We start from the raw sequence: 16,760 nt of genomic DNA on the forward strand, positions 1-16,760 counted from the left end.
CGACCAACGCAGGCGTGCGCAATCGTGCCAGGCGCTACGAATGGCGGAACATGTTCCAGAGCAGCCAGCCGCCGAGGACCACGGCGATGGCGTAGCCGGCCACGCCGAGCGGGAGCATGCGAGGCCCGGCGTCGATGATCAAGGACGACCCGACGATCAGGCCGGCGATGACGATGCCGGCGGCCAGGGTGTTGCCGGTCCGGGTCAGTTGCTTGACCAGCTGCTCGAATTTGTGCAGGTCGAACGTGACCCGGAGCTCTCCCCGCCGGATCGATTCGAGCGACTGGCCGAGGACCTCGGGCAGCAGGGTGGCCACACGCTGCACGTCCTCGGCCGTGCGGGCGGCCGAGGTGAGCATCCGCCACGGACTGTAGCGCTTGCGGGTCAGCTCGGCGACGTAGGGCCGGGCGTGGGTGGCCACGTCGAAGTGGGGGTCGAGGTGCCGGCCAACGCTCTCGATCGTGATCAGGGACCGGATCAGGAGCATCAGGTCCGGGGGCAGCCGCAGGTGGTGGCTGCGGATCAGGGCGACCAGCTCGCCGAGGAGCTTCGAGAGGTCGATGTTGTCGAGCGTCAGCTCGGAGTAGGTCAGGACCATCTCGCCGAGGTCGCGGCGGAGGGCGCGGTAGTCGACCCCCTCGCCGCTGATCTCCAGCTCGTCGAGCGCCCGCATCACGCGGTCGGTGTCCTGGGCCATGAGCCCGAGCAACAGGTCGGCGATGCGTTCGCGGGTGGGGAGGTCCATCTGGCCGAACAGCCCGTAGTCGAGCTGGACGACGATGCCGCCGGGGAGGACGCGGAGGTTGCCGGGGTGCGGGTCGGCGTGGAAGAGGCCATACGTGAAGATCTGCTTGGCGAGCAGGACGCCGCCGCGGACCGCGACCTCCTCGGGGGTGACGCCCAGGGCCCGGATGCCGTCGAGGTCGTCGACGTCGACGCCGTCGATCCGCTCCATCGTCAGGATGCGGCCGGTCGAGAGGTGCTCGATGGCCTCGGGCACGTAGGCATAAGGCTCGTTCGCCAGTTGCAGCTTGCAGCGCTGCATGGTGCGGCGTTCGGCGTTCAGGTCGAGCTCTCGCTTGAGGTTGCGCTCAAATTCCTTCGCCAACGCCATGGGGCGAGCGGCGGCGATCCAGGGGATCCGACGCTCGGCCAGGTGGGCGAGGTTGCGGAGGATGTCCAGGTCGGCCTGGACCACCTTCTCGATCCCCGGGCGCCGGATCTTGAGCACGACCGAGCGGCCGTCGAGCAGGGTGGCGGCGTGGACCTGGGAGATCGAGGCCGAGGCCAGCGGGACCGGGTCGATCGCGGCGAAGAAGGTCTCGGGAGGCCCGAGGTCCTCGCGGATCATCGCCTCGGCCTCGGCGAAGGGGAAGGGGCGGACCTCGTCTCGCAGGAGGCTCAGCTCCTGGATGTACGAGTCGGGCATCAGGTCGGGCCGGGTGCTGAGCAACTGGCCGAGCTTCACGAAGGTCGGGCCGAGGTCCTCGCAGACCATCCGCAGCCGCATGGCGCGGTCGGCGGGCGGGATGTTCTCTTCCCCCAGCGCGATCTGCTCCAGGGGGCGGACGAGCCCCTCGATGTGGATGGCGGAGACGACGTCCTGATATCCGTAGCGGAGCAGGGTCGAGAGGATTTGCCGATACCGCGGCAGGTCGCGGAGGTGGCCGACGGTTTCGCGAAGCACCGGGCGAAGCGCCTCTACAAATGAAGATGAAGGGGAAAAAGCGAACGCCGCGATCGCAGCCGAGGGTCGAGACGCGGGGCCGGCCCGGGCCGCGGATCGGCTCCCGATCGACGTTGCTTCCGCGGACAACCAGGAAAAAGCGTCGAGGGGGATGGGACGGGGCGGGACCTGCGGCCCCGCTCGACGGTCGTCGCCAAACGCGGGCCGGGCAGACGATAGCCTACCCGAGTGTCGCAGGCCGGCTCAAGCCGTCAAGCCCTTCCTTCCGCCGCGGGCCGGCGGGGGGGCTGTGGCCGGGGAGCAACCGCCCCGACCCGGACCCGGGGTTGTGGCGAGGTGCCCCTCCCGAGTAGACTGAGACCACTGGAGGTCCTGGCGTTGAACTCTTGATGTCAGGACGACCCCGGCCCGAAACCCTGGGAAGACCTCATGCCCGTCGATCAATCCGTCGAATCGCCCGTCCGGGTCATCGAAGACGCTGATGACCTGTCCGAGGCTCGGCTGGAAGCCGCCGGTTTCATCTTCCACGGTACGGTCCCTGAGCCCGATGCCCCTCGTCGGGCCGTTCGAGCGACGACCAACCTCTTGCACTTCGCACGATGCCCCAAGGTCGATCGGGGACAGAACGATCCGGACTTGCTCTGGTTCCGTACCATCCGGATTGCCAAGCGACACCTCGACGATTCCGTCGGCACCGGCCGCTGGAAGTGGTGCAAGCATTGCCAGCAGGAAGTCACCCAGCGCCTGCTGAACGAGTGACCTTGCCCTGGCGCGATCGGATTCACGACGGGATGACGATGATGGCGACCGCGATCCCTTTTCGAATCGCGCTGAGCCGCCATCACGTCTGAGTCTACCTGATCGCTCTCGAGACCGTCACATTCCGCCGAGGAAACCCGAGCGATGTTCGATCGCTCGGGGTCCTTGTTTTGAGTGTTGAAATCCGGATGTTCGCAGGTGAACACGACAACGGCTCAGTCTATTTGAGGCCCGGTCGGAACCCCTGACCGGCGACCCGAGCCGGTCGTTCCGGCGGACTGACCACCGGTCGAGTCCCTTGAAGCGCGATTTGCCGGGCCTGGATGCGATCGAGCTGCGCCGCTCGACGCTGCGCGAGGCGCTCGCGCTGGGCCTCCCGAATCAGGGCCATCCGCTCGCGCCAGGAAACCGCGGGGGCTTGCTCCCCTCGGGGGGACGTCGGGGTGCTGCCGCCGCCGGAGGCGATCGGATCGACCGTCGGTCCCGCCACGGCCGGGGAAGAGGTCCGCAAGGCCGGATTGACCGGGCCGCCGTCGAGGTTCACGCCGACGGTGGACCCGTCGCTGAAGTGCAGGCGGATGAAGTAGGGGCGGCCGGCCTCGACCATGTACGGCTGCACGTACAGCTCGGCCCGATCGGTGCCGGGGGCGTGGATCAGGGCGGCCTTCCAGTAGACGGCGCTGGCCGTGTTGTACTGCCAGATGCCGCCCCCCCAGCCTCGGATCTCGGCCGAGACGATCGAGCGGTCGGTCGGCAGTCCGGTCAGGGCGAAGCCGACGTCCTGGTAGCCGTCGGGGGCGGTCTGGCTGACCGAACGGCCCACGAGGTCGACCCCCGGCCGCTGCCCGAGCCAGATCCCCTTCGGGGCGGGCAGGGCGGCCGTAATCGTCGCCTCGGCCCCCAGGTTCCCGGCGGCGTCGATCGCCCGGACCGAGACCGGGGTCGGGTCGAACGGCAGGCCGCGCGCCCGGAACGAGGTGGCACCGGCCAGCGGGATCGTCGGGCCGTTGCCCACGCGGTAGACGTAATCGACCGCGTCGGGCAGCCGTTGGAACGAGACGCGACCCTCTCCCAGGTGCGTCAGGGCCGCGACCGGGGCGGGCGGCGCGGTGTCGATCCGCACGACAACCGGGGGCCCGTCGCTGGCGTTGCCGGCGGCGTCGATCCGGCGGACGGCGAAGGTGTAGGCCCCATCGGGCAGCGGGCCGTCGGTCCGCAATTGCCCGGAGCCGGTGACCTGGTCGACCGGCTGGCCGTCGCGGAGCAGGATCAGGCGGTCGAGGTTGGGGATCACCGCCTGGAAGGTCGGTCGGTTCAGGCGGGTGACATTGTCGGCGCTGGAGAAGCCGGTGTCCTGGCCGGGGCCCAGCTTCGCGGCGACCGGCGAGGGGGCTGTCGTGTCGATCGTGATCGCGAGCGGTTCGCCGAGCGTTGCATTGCCGGCGGCGTCGATCCGACGGACGGCAAGCCGATGCTCGCCGTCGGGCAACGGGGAGCCGACCCGCAAGGCCCCGGGGCCGAGGCGTCGGGCAAGCTCTGCCTCGGTCCCATTGACGAGCCGGACCAGGACGAACGTGTCGCTCGCCTCTCCCTCGACGACCAGCTCGGGCGCGGCGATGCGCGTGATGCGATCGGTGGTCGAGCTGCCGGTGTCCTGTCCTGGCCCGAGCCTGGGAGTCACGGCCGAGGGCGGGGTCGTGTCGAGCGTGATCGTCAACCGGGCTTCGGGGCCGGGGCGTCCGTAGTCGTCGATCGCCCGGACGAAGATGGCGGTGGTGCCGTCGGCGAGATTCTTGGGCAGGAAGCCGTCGGCGTTCGAGATCGGCTGGAAGGTGCTTTGCCCGTCGAGCCGGTATTCGAGGCCGACGGCCCACTCGGGGCGATTGAACGCGAGCCGGGGGTCGGAGGTCAGGCGGTCGGTCGGGCTGAGGCCGGTGTCGGCCACCAATCGCAGGCCGGTCGGGGCGCTCAGGGGTTGCTCGGGGAGCGGGATCGACTGGGTCGAGACGGCCGAGCCGTTGAGGGTCATGGTGTCGGCCTTGATCGCCGCGCCACCGGTGATCGACGGCGGGAGCTTGACGACGTTGCCGCCGACCGTCATCCGGATCTCGATCGGGTCGATCGATCGAGGGTCGCCGAGGAGCATGGCCGTCGGCGGGGTCGAGGTGCTGAACTGGGAGAAGAAGGCAGGGGACCAGGCGAACAGGTTGTCTTGAATCCGGAGATCGACATAGGTCCTCCCCTGACTTCGTTTCCCCTGGGGGTAGCGGACGATCCCGGCGTCGAGGCCGCCCTGGCTGTCCTCGATCGTGTTGCCGACGAACCGGACGTCCAGTTGCGGCGTGTGGGTCCAGGCCCAGTGGACGGTCGATTCGGACGCGGCCGACTCGATCCGGACCGGGGCCCCGCCGAGGATGTGATTGCCCCGCACCTCGGCGCCGAAATGCGCCCCGGCGAGGACGATCGGCGAGGCCTCGGAACCCCCTCGGACATCCACATGATTGTCGGAGATCACCAGATCGACGAAGCCCGACGACACCGAGACGGCCCCGAGCGAGCGGCCGGTCGGCAAGGGGCGATCGAGCAAAAGGGTCTGCGGGTCGATCACGTGGGCCACCCGCCGCCACTGGCCGGCATCGGGGCCGGACAGGACCGCGACCACGTCTCCCGACCGGATCGCCCGGCCCTGGGGGGCGGGAATCTGCAGGATCAGGCCGTCGGCCGAGAGGGCGAGCGGCATCCCCTCGAAGGGGACGTGATAGGCCTCGGTGAGGATGACCTCGGGGTTGTTCGGGTGGGGCTGGGGGTCGTCGTCCCTCGGGCCGATCCCCTCGACCCGGTTGCGCTCGACCCTCATGTTCGAGCCGTCCTGGGCCATGACCAGGAAGCGGTAGGTCTTGCCCGAGCCGGGCAGGGGGGAGGCGACGTTGTCCCGGATGGTGACGTCGTGCGCCCAGTTCATGGCGAAGACGTCGTGCGTCCAGGTGCCCGGCATGGCGCCGAGGTAGGTGTTGCCGGCGATCTCCCAGGGGCCGTTGAAGACCCGGACCGATCCGCCTCGCAGCTGGTTGCCGAGAATCCGGCCGTTCTCGGCCGAGGTCAGATTGACGAGCAGGGCCGCGTATTCGAGCGGGCCGCCGACGGCCGAGGCCGGCGGGCCTTGCAGGTCGAGGTTCGAGAGGACCAGGCCGACCTTGGCCGTGCCGGTTGCCTTGTCGCGGCCGTCGGTGCTGGCGATGACCGCCGGGTCATAAGGGACCGACCAGTCCCAGCGGACCGGCCCGGCAAATCGCACGGCGAAGCCGTCGAGCGTGGTGTTGCCGTGGTGGATGGTGATGGCCGAGGGCCAGCCCGGGGCGTCTTCGGCTTGCGAGAACCGGAGGGTCGCGCCCGGGTCGGCCGTGATCCGGATGGCCCGGTTGAGGACCAGGGGGCGATCCAGCTCATAAACGCCGCTCGACAGGTGGACGGCTCCGAAACCATCGACGAGGGCCTGGAGGTCGTCTCCCGGCCGGGCGACGGCGCGGGACGATTCCGGCCGAGGGGCCCGGAGGGTCGAGTCGATCGGCCCGTGATTGATTCGGACGAGGGAGAAGGTGCCGTCGTCGTACTGGAGCCGGAGGGTCATCACGCCCGGCTCGGCCTCCTCTCGGGCGGCGAAGGCGATCGAGGCGCGGGTGGGATCGCCCGGATCGCGGCGGAAGGTCAGCGGCCGGGAGGACGGTTCGAGCGCGACCGAGCCGGTGGTCGAGGGATTGGCGTAGGCCCAGGTCACCCCTCGGTCGGTGCCGCTGAGCGAGGCCCCGACGACGGTGCGATCCGATGGCAAGCCCGCCAGGGCCACCCCCGAGGCGCCGGGGCCGGCGGTCGGGTCATTCGACTGGCCGAGCCACTGGGCGCCGATGGAGTCGGACCGGATCGGCACGGCCGGGGCGGGGGGGACGAGGAGGCCCGGGGTGCTCGGCCCGGCGGTCAGGTCGACCAGCTCGATGGTGTTGTCGGCGTAGAAGATGGTGACGGTCAGGGGGAGGCCGTCCAGGTCGAGTTCGGGCTGGAGGTAGAGGGAGCCTTGCGTGGGATCGGCCGGATTTCGGACGAACTCGGCGTTGGGCAGCCCCTTGGGGTTCGCGCCCGACTGCCAGGCGAGGCTGCCGGGACCTCTGACGTCGATGGTGGTGATGGGGACCGTCGGCGTCAGGTTGGCCATGGCGATGACCGTGTCCTGACGGCCGTCGGGGCCGACCGACGCTCCGGGGCCGACCCGATCGGAGCCGTCCTGGCCGACCCAGGAGAGCCTGGCCGAGAGCTCGGGCACGCGGAAGGTCGGGTCGGCGATCCCCCCGGCGAAGGAGACGAGGGTGGTCGACCCGTCCTCGAACCAGAGCCGGACGCTGAACGGCCGGCCGACCTCGACCCGGTTCGGCTCGAAGAACAGGTCGGCCTTCGGCGAGTCGTTCACGCGGACGAGGGCGGCGGCCCAGTGGACCCCGGACCCGTTGTAGGTCCAGATCCCGCCGCCATAGCCCCGGATCTCGGCCGAGGTCACGGCCCGATCGGCGGGGAGGCCGTCGAGGGTGATGCGGATGTCCTGGACACTATTGGGCCCGGGGGCGGTCGAGCGGCCGACGAGGTCGTGGCCATCCTGGCCGACCCAGGTCGCGATCGGCGCGAGGCCGCTCATCAACGTCCGGATTTCCAACGTGTCACACACAGGTCGAACGGGACGCTTCCGTGACGTGCTCATGACTGAGAATGCCGAATCTCGAAGGTTACGTCGCCCGATCGATTCATCCCTGGTTGCGACAGGTAAAGTCCGTATGCCTCCCTGGCTCGATCCCAACAGGTTTTGATCGCCTGCAAATCAAGACGCACCAGTGCGTCCGTTCCGAACGGACGCGTGAGGCGCATCGGGGTGTCCGGGCCCGGAATCCGGCCCGCCTCGATTTCCCGACCCGGAGAGCGAACGCGGACGCCTGCCAGGACGGCAGGCGATCGAGAACCGACGACGGGGGTCGGCCCAGGCCGAGGCCGGGCGCCGACGAGATTGCGGCGCCAGTGCTCGGGGAGCGTGTCAGAGGCTCCTGCGGGTCCTTACCCGGAGCTTAACACGCGGTGCCCGATTCGGTCGGCAATTCCTCAAGATTGGAGGTCGGATCGTTCGGGCCGCTGCTGGAAGACCCCCATCGGTCGGGTGCGGCCGATGAGCAGGAAGAGGATGATCCCCAGGGTCGGCACGGCGCAGAAGATGAGCAGTGACAACCAGGTACGCCAGCTCCTCGGGTCGGCCCGTTCCAGCAAGACGACCGCCGCCCAGGCCGCGGTCCCGAAGAAATCGAGCATGGCAAACGCGAAGACGCGATCTTCGCGGAGCAGTTCCCAGAGCCGGGGGGAATCGAGTCCCACCGTTCGCTGAATCTCCCAGAGGAGCCAGAGTCCCAGCGGGGCGAAGCCGATGAGAAGGAGCCAGCCTGTGATCGTCTTGCGGCTCGGCTCGACCGGTGCTGCGGTGGCGTTGTCGTGGTTCATGGAAATCACCCGGCTCCAAATGCGGTTGGAGAAACAGGGGGAATGGCGGCTTGCCGCCGGATCGGGCCGGCGAACCCTCTCGGCTCCGGCGGCCTTGATGGTAGGATAGGCACCCGGACCGAGCATCGAGCACGGGGATCGGGGCACGGGCTCCGCATCGTCCGATCGGCCTCGCCCGTTTCGTGACCGAGGGACTGACTCATCATGACCGGATCGTCTGCCGCCGCCGAGACGCGTTGGGGATTTCTGGGGGCGGGCAAGATGGCCTCGGCCCTGATCCGGGGGATGATCCGGGCCGGGGTGGTCGACCCGTCGGCGGTGGCCATCAGCGACCCGATGCCCGAGGCCCGGGAGGCGATGGCGGCCGAGGGGGTCGTGGCGTGCGGCTCGAATGCCGAGGTCGCCGCCCGGTGCGACGTGCTGGTGCTGGCGGTCAAGCCGCAGGCGATGGGGGCTGCGCTGGAGGAACTGGCCGGGGGGGGGCGGGGGAAGCTGGTGGTCTCGGTCGCCGCGGGGATCTCCGTGGCGAGCCTCGCGGCGGGGCTGGGGCCCGGGGCCCGGGTGGTCCGCGTGATGCCGAACACGCCGGCGCTGGTCGGCGAAGGGGCGGCGGCCTACTGCCTGGGGCCGGGAGTCTCGCCCGAGGATGAGGCCCTGGTGCTCCGGCTCTTGGAGTCGGTCGGCATCGCCCGACGGGTGCCCGAAGGGCTGATGGACGCCGCGACCGGCCTGTGCGGCAGCGGCCCGGCGTTCGTGTACGCCATGATCGAGGCGCTGTCCGATGGGGGCGTCCGCATGGGCCTGCCCCGCGACCTGGCCACGGCGATGGCGGCACAGACGGTGCTGGGGGCCGCCCGGATGGTCCTGGAAACCGGCTTGCATCCGGGGGTCTTGAAGGACCAGGTGACCAGCCCCGGCGGCACGACCATCGCCGGCCTGCATGCCCTGGAACGCGGCGCCCTGCGCGCGACCTTGATCGACGCCGTCCAGGCGGCCACCCAGCGATCGGCGGAGCTGGCCGGCGACCGATGACGCTCGCCAGGCCCCCTGCGATCGAGGGCAGGGCAATCGTCATCGGTCGAGCGTTGGTCAGGGTTGCCGGGCTCCCGGGCTCCCTGCGATCAGAGTTCCGCCGAGAGCTCGGCGACCTGCGTGTCGCTGATCGCCTGGCCGACGGCAAACAGGTCGAGCACCTGGCCGTTGAAGGAGGACAGGCCGCTCGCCTCGACCGGCCCGCCGATTCGGGCGGTCGCTCCGGTCAGGTCGGTGCCGGCGTCGATGGCCGCCGGAGCGCCGGAGGGCTGGCCATTGAGGAAGACCTGGAGGCTGGTCCCCTGTCGCCTCACGCCGATGACGGCATTGGTCCCGACCGCCAGTGCCCCGGCCGAAGAGGCCGAGACGAGCGATCCCCCGGCCGGCCGGTAGCTCGCAATCACATTGCCGGTTGGAGTGACGGCCAGGCGGGAGACGACGGTACCGCCCGCATCCGATTCGGTGTGGATGACGGCCGGATTGGCGGACGGGAGCGCCGAGGGCCGGACCTTGGCCAGCAGCGTGAACGCCGATCGGTTGCCGACGACGGGGCTGGGGTGGCTCAGGTGGTCGTTCACGCCATCGAAGGCGAGGGAGCCGGCGGCGTCCCAGGTCGGGCGATTCCCGACCGAGCCCTGGAGGAAGCTGGACGAACCGACCTGGCTGGACCACGATCGGACCGGGTCGAGGTTCCTTGCCGGGCCTTCGACGTGGCCGTCGATCGCCGTCGGGTTGTTCACCGGCGACAGGTGATTCGAGCCGTGGCGGTCGTTGCGGTTGCCCGACAGCTCGTCGAGATCCCACCAGGAGACGAGCCCGAAGTTGGTCTTCTGGGTGCTGCTGAGATCCTCGTAACGCCGGCCGCTGCCGCCGTTGTAGAGGAAGTCGTGGATCTCGGTGATCCGGTTGCCGATGCCGCCGACCGGGGTCTTGTACCAGGCGGCGTTGTCCATGCGTCCGGGCAGGGTGTCGGTGACGGTCCCTCCCGCTCCCAGCCGGAACTCGCCCGAGTTGTTCCCGGGCGTCCCGGTGGTGGGGGTGGTGTTGACCGTCCGGTCGTTGACCCGGATGTTGATGGTGCCGAGCGCCGCATTGTGCCAGACCGAGACGAAGATCCAGGTGTTCAGCGGCGGGCTGCCCAACCCTGCGGCGTCGACCTCACCGCGATTGGCCCCCGTGCTGCTGCAGATCAGGAACCGGAGCACGTCGGACGTGGAATAGAACAGTTGCCACGATCGGTTCGAGGACGTCGTCCCCTTGCCCGCGATGCCGAAGTTGGTGGCCTTGGTGTTGAGCCAGACCCATCCCGAGAAGCCCCAATCGACGTTGCCCGCCTGCAGGCTGGTGTTGTTGGCGATCGAGAGGTTCTGCAGGCTCCCATTGAAGCCGATGCCCCCCCGGGCCGTGACGTTCGCCAGGCTGTCGAGCCAGAGCAAGCGGTCCGGGGCGGTTTCGAGCGTCAACGGCGGTGGCGGCGGCGGCGGGGGAGGGGGCGGCGGCGGGGGCTCGGCGACCACGGACGGTCGAACCGGGCGAAGATAGTACAAGCGTGCTCGACTCACAGGTGTAGTCTCCCAATCTCCGTTTGCGGACCAAGGGCATTCGATCCGAGGAGATCGCAAGAGGGTGCGGGGCTGCCGACGGGCAACCCGGCTGGCTCATTCCTGAAACGCGGTTCGCGGCGCATTGCGGGCAGCATCGCCCGGCCGCGAACCTTCCCGGTCGCTCCCGAACCCGGTAGAGAAGGCCGACAGTATAACTATCGTGGAGATTGGGAGGGGCAGTCACAAAAAGTCGGCCCCGGCGCGGAATTGGTTGGCCCGGGCAGGCCGCGTTGACAGATTCCCGGGGATTTTGCTAGGGTCCGGCGCCGTCGGGAGGACGGGGAGGAGCGGGGACGTCTCGGGCCGAGATCGTGATCGGCGGCCTAGGTGGTCCCCGAGGGGCGAGGCCCAGACGGCGTCGTTGCCCCGGCAAGGCGGCGTGCAGGACCGGTCGGCAACGCGGCTCGGGTCGTCCTGGGCCGGGAGTCGAGGTCGGCCCCGAGGGGCGACTCGGGTCCGCGAGCGCGGGCGAACGATTGAGGCCGGTACGGCCAGGCGAAGCAAGGTGGATTCGGGCCGAGGCGGTCGCGTCGCGGTGTTCCAGACTCCCCAGGATTCCGGTGGGTTTGCCATGTATATCGTCACGGGCGCGGCGGGATTCATCGGGAGCAACGTGATCGGGGCCCTGAATGCCCGGGGGGTGACCGACATCCTGGCGGTCGACACGCTCCAGCACGGCGACCGGTTCCGCAACCTCCGGGACCTGGCGATCGCCGACTACATGGACATCGCCGAGTTCCGCGAGCAGATCCGCAAGAACGCCCCCCTGGGCGGCCAGGTCGGGGCGATCCTCCATCAAGGGGCCTGCGCCGACACGACCGAGGCCGACGGCCGCTACATGATGGACAACAACTTCACCTTCTCGAAGGAGTTGCTCCACTGGGCGACGGACCGGAACACGGCTTTGGTGTATGCCTCCAGCGCCTCGGTCTACGGCAACAACACGGTCTGCCGAGAATCGAGCGAGTGCGAGAGCCCGCTGAACGTCTACGCCTACTCGAAGCTCCTGTTCGATCGCTACGTGGACGCCAACCGTGCGCGGTTGACCTCGACCGTCGTCGGGCTGCGCTATTTCAACGTCTACGGCCCCCGCGAAGGGTTCAAGGGGCGGATGGCCTCGATGGTCTACCAGCTCCACCGGCAACTGGCCAAAGACGGGGTCGCCCGGCTCTTCGAGGGGACCGACGGCTACGAGGCCGGCGAGCAGCGGCGCGATTTCGTGTTCGTCGGCGACGTGGCACGGGTCAACCTGTTCTTCGCCGAGGGGCCGCCTCGGGTCGGCGTCTTCAACGTCGGCACGGGGGCGAGCCGGAGCTTCAACGACATCGCCCGGATCGTGATCGACGAGCTGGGCCGGGGGAGCGTCGAGTACATCCCGTTCCCCGAGTCGCTCCGGGGCAAATACCAGTCGTTCACCCAGGCTGACCTGACGCAATTGCGGGCGGCCGGGTATGATGCGGCCTTCACGCCCCTGGAAGAGGGGATCCGGCAGTTGATGGCCGCCTCCGATTCCTGAGCGGTCTCCCGCCTCGGATCCCGCCCGGGGCGGACACGCGGACGACCCATTTGCTGCACGATGGCCCATGAGGCAGGATGCCTCCGAGGCGAGCCCGTCCGTCGCGTCGGGCTCCCGGAACACACAAAGGAGTGACGCCCGTGATCGACTGGTCGAGCGTGCGGGCTTTGGTTCTCGGCGACGTGATGCTGGACCGTTATCTGGAGGGAGACGTCAACCGCATCTCCCCCGAGGCGCCCGTCCCCGTCGTCCGATTGACGCACGAGTGGTACCGGCCGGGGGGGGCGGGCAACGTCGCCGCCTCGCTGGCAGGCCTCGGATGCCGGACCACCCTGGCCGGGGCCGCCGGGGAAGACCCCGAGGTCGATCGCCTGCGCCGAGCGTTGTTCGATGCCGGGGTGGCCGATTGCGCCCTGGTCGAACGCCCCGGAAGCCGGACCATCTGCAAGACGCGGGTCGTCTCGCACGGCCATCACCAGTTGCTCCGGCTCGATCAGGACGGCGGGCGCGACGACTTCCGCGCCGCCGGGGACGACCTCCGCCGGCGGTTGCCGGAATTGCTGGCCGATCAGGACGTGGTCGTCCTCTCCGACTACGACAAGGGGACGCTTACCCCGGGGCTCGTCCGGGCGACGATCGAGGCCTGCCGCGAGCGGGCGATCCCGTGCATCGTCGACCCGAAGCAACTGGACTTCCGGGTCTACTCCGGGGCGACCCTGCTGACCCCGAACCTGCTCGAAGCCCGACGGGCGGTGGGGCGGTCGCTCGACGACGACGAATCGGTCGGCGAGGCGTGCGCCGAGCTTCGGGTGACGCTCGACCTCGACGCCATGCTCATCACCCGGGGGGCCGACGGCATGACGTTGGCCACCGGCTGCGCCCTGCACCACTTCCCGGCCGAGGTCCGCCAGGTGGCCGACGTCACCGGGGCGGGGGATACGGTGGCGGCGGTGCTGGCCGCCTGCCTGGGCGGGGGCCTCCCGGTCGATCAGGCCTGCCGGGCCGCGAGCGTGGCGGCGGGGATCGCCGTCGGGCATCCCGGCTGCTACGTCGTCCAGGGGGCCGAGCTGGACTGGGCCCTGCGCGGCTGCTCGCCGAAGGTCCGGTCGATCGAGGCCGCCGCGCGGTGGGCCGCCGGCCAGCGGAGGGCCGGCCGCTCGATCGTCTTCACCAACGGCTGCTTCGACATCCTCCACGCCGGGCACCTGACCTGCCTGGAACAGGCCCGCCGCCTGGGAGACGCCCTGATCATCGGCCTGAATTCGGATGCCTCGGTCCGGGGCCTGAAGGGGCCGGAACGGCCGGTGGTGCACGAGAACCACCGGGCCGCCCTGCTCGCGGGCCTGGCCTGCGTCGACGGCGTGGTCGTCTTCGACGAGCCGACCCCGGAGCGGCTCATCCGGGCGATCGAGCCGGATGTGCTGGTCAAGGGGGGGGATTACGCGGTCGATGGGATCGTCGGCGCGGAGATCGTGCGGGCGAGGGGGGGGCGGGTCGTCACGATCCCGCTCGTCCCGGGGCTGAGCACCACCTCGATCCTCGCCGCCTCTCGGGCCGCCGAGAACCGCCGCGCGGCCAGCTGACGGACGGGGTGGACTCTCGAGGGCGATCGGGTCAGAATCGGGCGACTGGGAGGGCCGTTCGGGTCTCCCGATCGCCGCCTCGATGGCTTCCCGACTCGACCGACGAACCCAGGGTGTTCCCGTGATCGACCGTTCTCTTGGCTCCGCCCTGCTCGGCGTGGCGCTCGCCGGGATGTTGCCCCTCGCGATGGCCGAGGCCCAGGACGCAGACCCCTTCGCCGACCTGCCCGCGAAAATCGCGTGCGATGGGGCGTATCCCAAGCACCTCCAGGGGGTCTGCACGAATGACCGGGACGCCCTGTACTGGTCGTTCACCGTGGACCTGGTCAAGACCGACCTCCGCGGCAAGGTGCTCCGACGCCTGCCGGTGGCCGACCATCACGGCGACCTCTGCTATCGCGACGGGAAAATTTACGTCGCCGTGAACCTCGGCGCCTTCAACCAGCCGGCCGGCCAGGCCCTGTCGTGGATCTATGTCTACGACGCCGAGACGCTCGACGAGCTCGGCCGGATCGACGTCCCCGAGCTGGTGCATGGCGCCGGGGGAATCGCGTATCAGGACGGCACATTCCTCGTCGTCGGGGGCTTGCCGGAAGGGATCGAGGAAAATTACCTCTACGAGTATGACGATTCGTTCGCCTTTCGGAGGCGGATTGTCTTGCCGTCCGGGTACACCAGGCTCGGCATCCAGACGGCCGCCTTCGCCGACGGCCACTGGTGGTTCGGCTGCTACGGATCGCCGCCGGAGCTGCTGAAGACCGATCGGGGCTTCCGGATCGTCGGCCGCTGGGACCTCGACGCGGCGCTCGGGATCGTTGGCATCGGTCACGGTCGGTTGCTGGTGGCCTCGGGACCCCGGGACGAGGACGGCAATCACCTCGGCGTCGTCCATGTCGTTGAGGTGGACGAGGCGAACGGGTTCCGACGCACCGATACCCCCGATCGTTGAGGCACCCCACCCATGAGCCACCATCGCTTGCCCGGGCCGATCGGGCGTCGTGCCGTCCTCGCCGAGGGGGCATTGCTGCTGGGGGCGGCGAGCATGACCGGACGGTCTGCCGCAGCCGCCCTGGCGTTGTCGGGCCGGGCGCTCGACGAGCGCTCTCGGCTCCGCTTCGGCCTGATCACCGACCTGCACTACGCCGACAAGCCTCCCGCCGGCTCGCGGCACTATCGCGAGACCCCGTCGAAGCTGGCCGAGGCGGCCGAACGATTCCGAGAGGCCAATTTGGATTTCCTCGTCGAGCTGGGGGACTTGATCGACGCGGCGGAATCGGTCGAGGTCGAGCTGGGCTACCTCGATCGAATCGACCGGGACTTCTCGACCATCGCCGAACGCCGGGTCTACGTGCTGGGCAATCACTGCGTCGATACGCTGACCAAGGGGGAATTCCTGGGCCGGGTCGGGCAGGAGCGGTCGTTCGGCGCGTTCGACGCGGGCGGATATCACTTCGTATGGCTCGACTCCTGCTTCCGGAGCGACGGCGAGCCGTACGGCCGGAAGAACTCGGTCTGGACGGATGCAAATGTCCCGGCCTTCGAGCTGGACTGGCTCCGCGACGACCTGGCCGCCACCGAGTTGCCGACGATCCTCTTCGCCCATCAGCGGCTCGACGACCCCGGGCCGCACGGCGTCAGGAACGCAGAGGCGGTCCGGGAGATCCTCGAAGCGTCCGGCAAGGTCCGGGCGGTCTTCCAGGGGCACAGCCACCAGAACGACCTTCGAGCAATCCGCGGCATCCCCTATTGCACCCTCGTGGCGATGGTCGAGGGCTCCGGGGCCGATCAGAACGGCTATGCCGTGGTCGACCTCCTCGACGACGGCACGATCCGGGTCGATGGCTTCCGTCGCCAGGCGGACTACGAATGGAGCGAGGGGCGATCCGACGGCTCCCGATGAACGGAGCTGTCGCCGATGCTCACTCAGTCCGGCCGCCGGTCCAGGTCCGAGTGGCCGGGCGAGTCCTCGTCCCAGGTCAGGCCGGCGGCGGCGAGGTCGGCGGGAGCGAGGTCGAGGAATCGAGAGAGGAGCGCGTCCCTGCCCCAGTCCTCGTTCTCGATCGCTTCGAGCGGGGGGAGGTCCCGCACCCCGAAGCGATTCGAGAGCAGGTCATACGCCTCGGCGACGCCAAGTTCGACGATCGGGACGGGTCGTTCGGGGCCCGGCGGGAGGCTCATGGCGAGGGCAATCCCTGCGGATGCGACCAACACGGAGGGGTCACGAGCGGATCCAGGGGCGGGGATTGCGGAACCCGATCGGGTCGGGATCGTCGATGACGATCACCGGCGCGAGCTGCCAGACCCCCTTCCCTCGATAGATCCAGGAGTAGCCGGCCGGGGCGTCGGTCGTCCGCAATCGCTGCTCCTCGGCCCGGACCTGGCCCAGCTCTGCCCGGGCCGCGAGGTAGATGAACGCCGCCAGGACCACCTGCATGAGCAGGATCGGCGAGCCGGTCAGGACCATCGCCACCAGGCAGGCGATCCCGGCGAAGACGGCCAGGGACTGGCCGATGGCCGCGGCGATCTCGGTGGCACGCAGCCGGCCGATCTGGCTGCTCAGGAGGGCGCGGAGGACCCGGCCGCCGTCCATCGGGAAGATCGGGATCAGATTGAAGACGGCCAGGATCACGTTGACCATCAACAGGTCCGACAGCCGCGATCCGATCGGGCCGGCGGCAAGCCCGGGGGCGAGCACGCCCAGCGCGCCCCCCATCGCCAGCAGCATCAGGGCCAGCGCCACGTTGACGGCCGGGCCGGCCAGCGCGATGAGCAACTCGGCCCCGGGGGCCCGGGGCATGCGGTGCAACCGGGCCACCCCGCCGATGGGATAGAGGGTGATGTCCTCGGTCGGGATCCCGTACCGGCGGGCCATCAGGGCATGGCCCAGCTCGTGCAGCAGGACGCATCCGAACAGGGCCGAGACGACCAGCACCGCCCCCAGGCCCTGGCTGAAGAGGACCAGGACGGCCATCATAAGCAGGAACGTGGCATGCAGATAGAGGTCGATGCCCGCAACCCGGCCGATCTTCCACGACAATCGGATCATCGAATAG

General features: G+C 69.6%; 12 protein-coding genes. 6 read left to right on the forward strand and 6 right to left on the reverse strand.

What is annotated here, in order from left to right; all coding sequences use genetic code 11:
• Positions 1-34: 34 nt before the first annotated feature.
• On the reverse strand, positions 35-1,687 hold the full coding sequence (locus tag AB1L88_RS17310) for an AarF/UbiB family protein (RefSeq protein WP_367097936.1): 1,653 nt from the start codon (positions 1,685-1,687) through the stop codon (positions 35-37).
• 429 nt (positions 1,688-2,116) lie between these two features.
• Between AB1L88_RS17310 and AB1L88_RS17315 the strand changes: the two genes are divergently transcribed.
• Positions 2,117-2,446, forward strand: coding sequence for a hypothetical protein (locus AB1L88_RS17315; protein ID WP_152053361.1), 330 nt, complete (start codon positions 2,117-2,119; stop codon positions 2,444-2,446).
• Between the two features lie 220 nt (positions 2,447-2,666).
• Here AB1L88_RS17315 and AB1L88_RS17320 read toward each other — a convergent pair whose 3' ends face one another.
• The gene (locus AB1L88_RS17320; RefSeq protein WP_367097937.1) at positions 2,667-7,127 is read right to left on the reverse strand and encodes an Ig-like domain-containing protein; all 4,461 of its coding nucleotides are present in this window, start codon (positions 7,125-7,127) and stop codon (positions 2,667-2,669) included.
• A gap of 455 nt (positions 7,128-7,582) precedes the next feature.
• Positions 7,583-7,972 carry a hypothetical protein gene (locus tag AB1L88_RS17325; protein WP_367097938.1) on the reverse strand — a complete coding sequence of 130 codons (390 nt, stop codon included), beginning with the start codon at positions 7,970-7,972 and terminating at the stop codon, positions 7,583-7,585.
• A 204-nt stretch (positions 7,973-8,176) separates the two neighbouring features.
• Between AB1L88_RS17325 and proC the strand changes: the two genes are divergently transcribed.
• Entirely contained in the window at positions 8,177-9,004 is an 828-nt protein-coding gene (gene proC, locus AB1L88_RS17330; RefSeq protein WP_367097939.1) for a pyrroline-5-carboxylate reductase, read from the forward strand.
• Positions 9,005-9,093: 89 nt separating this feature from the next.
• Here proC and AB1L88_RS17335 read toward each other — a convergent pair whose 3' ends face one another.
• A complete protein-coding gene (locus tag AB1L88_RS17335) occupies positions 9,094-10,566 on the reverse strand; it encodes a LamG-like jellyroll fold domain-containing protein (RefSeq protein ID WP_367097940.1) in 1,473 nt (490 codons plus the stop codon).
• A gap of 613 nt (positions 10,567-11,179) precedes the next feature.
• Here AB1L88_RS17335 and rfaD point away from each other — a divergent pair.
• The 4 genes from rfaD (at position 11,180) to AB1L88_RS17355 (ending at position 15,607) form a co-directional block, all read left to right on the forward strand.
• Positions 11,180-12,124 (forward strand): ADP-glyceromanno-heptose 6-epimerase, encoded by a 945-nt coding sequence (rfaD, locus tag AB1L88_RS17340; protein ID WP_367097941.1) that lies wholly within the window; start codon positions 11,180-11,182, stop codon positions 12,122-12,124.
• A 140-nt stretch (positions 12,125-12,264) separates the two neighbouring features.
• A complete protein-coding gene (rfaE2, locus tag AB1L88_RS17345; protein WP_367097942.1) occupies positions 12,265-13,707 on the forward strand; it encodes a D-glycero-beta-D-manno-heptose 1-phosphate adenylyltransferase in 1,443 nt (480 codons plus the stop codon).
• Between the two features lie 121 nt (positions 13,708-13,828).
• Positions 13,829-14,656: a hypothetical protein gene (locus tag AB1L88_RS17350; RefSeq protein ID WP_367097943.1), complete on the forward strand. Its 828-nt coding sequence runs from the start codon at positions 13,829-13,831 to the stop codon at positions 14,654-14,656.
• A gap of 12 nt (positions 14,657-14,668) precedes the next feature.
• Positions 14,669-15,607 carry a metallophosphoesterase gene (locus AB1L88_RS17355; RefSeq protein ID WP_367097944.1) on the forward strand — a complete coding sequence of 313 codons (939 nt, stop codon included), beginning with the start codon at positions 14,669-14,671 and terminating at the stop codon, positions 15,605-15,607.
• 23 nt (positions 15,608-15,630) lie between these two features.
• On the opposite strand, the gene AB1L88_RS17360 is transcribed toward AB1L88_RS17355, so the two are convergent.
• Positions 15,631-15,885, reverse strand: a complete 255-nt coding sequence (locus AB1L88_RS17360; RefSeq protein ID WP_367097945.1) for a hypothetical protein — start codon at positions 15,883-15,885, stop codon at positions 15,631-15,633.
• Positions 15,886-15,925: 40 nt separating this feature from the next.
• A complete protein-coding gene (locus tag AB1L88_RS17365; RefSeq protein WP_367097946.1) occupies positions 15,926-16,753 on the reverse strand; it encodes a site-2 protease family protein in 828 nt (275 codons plus the stop codon).
• Positions 16,754-16,760: the final 7 nt, after the last annotated feature.

The sequence above is a fragment of the Tautonia sp. JC769 genome (genome assembly GCF_040717455.1).
Classification (GTDB): Bacteria; Planctomycetota; Planctomycetia; order Isosphaerales; family Isosphaeraceae; genus Tautonia.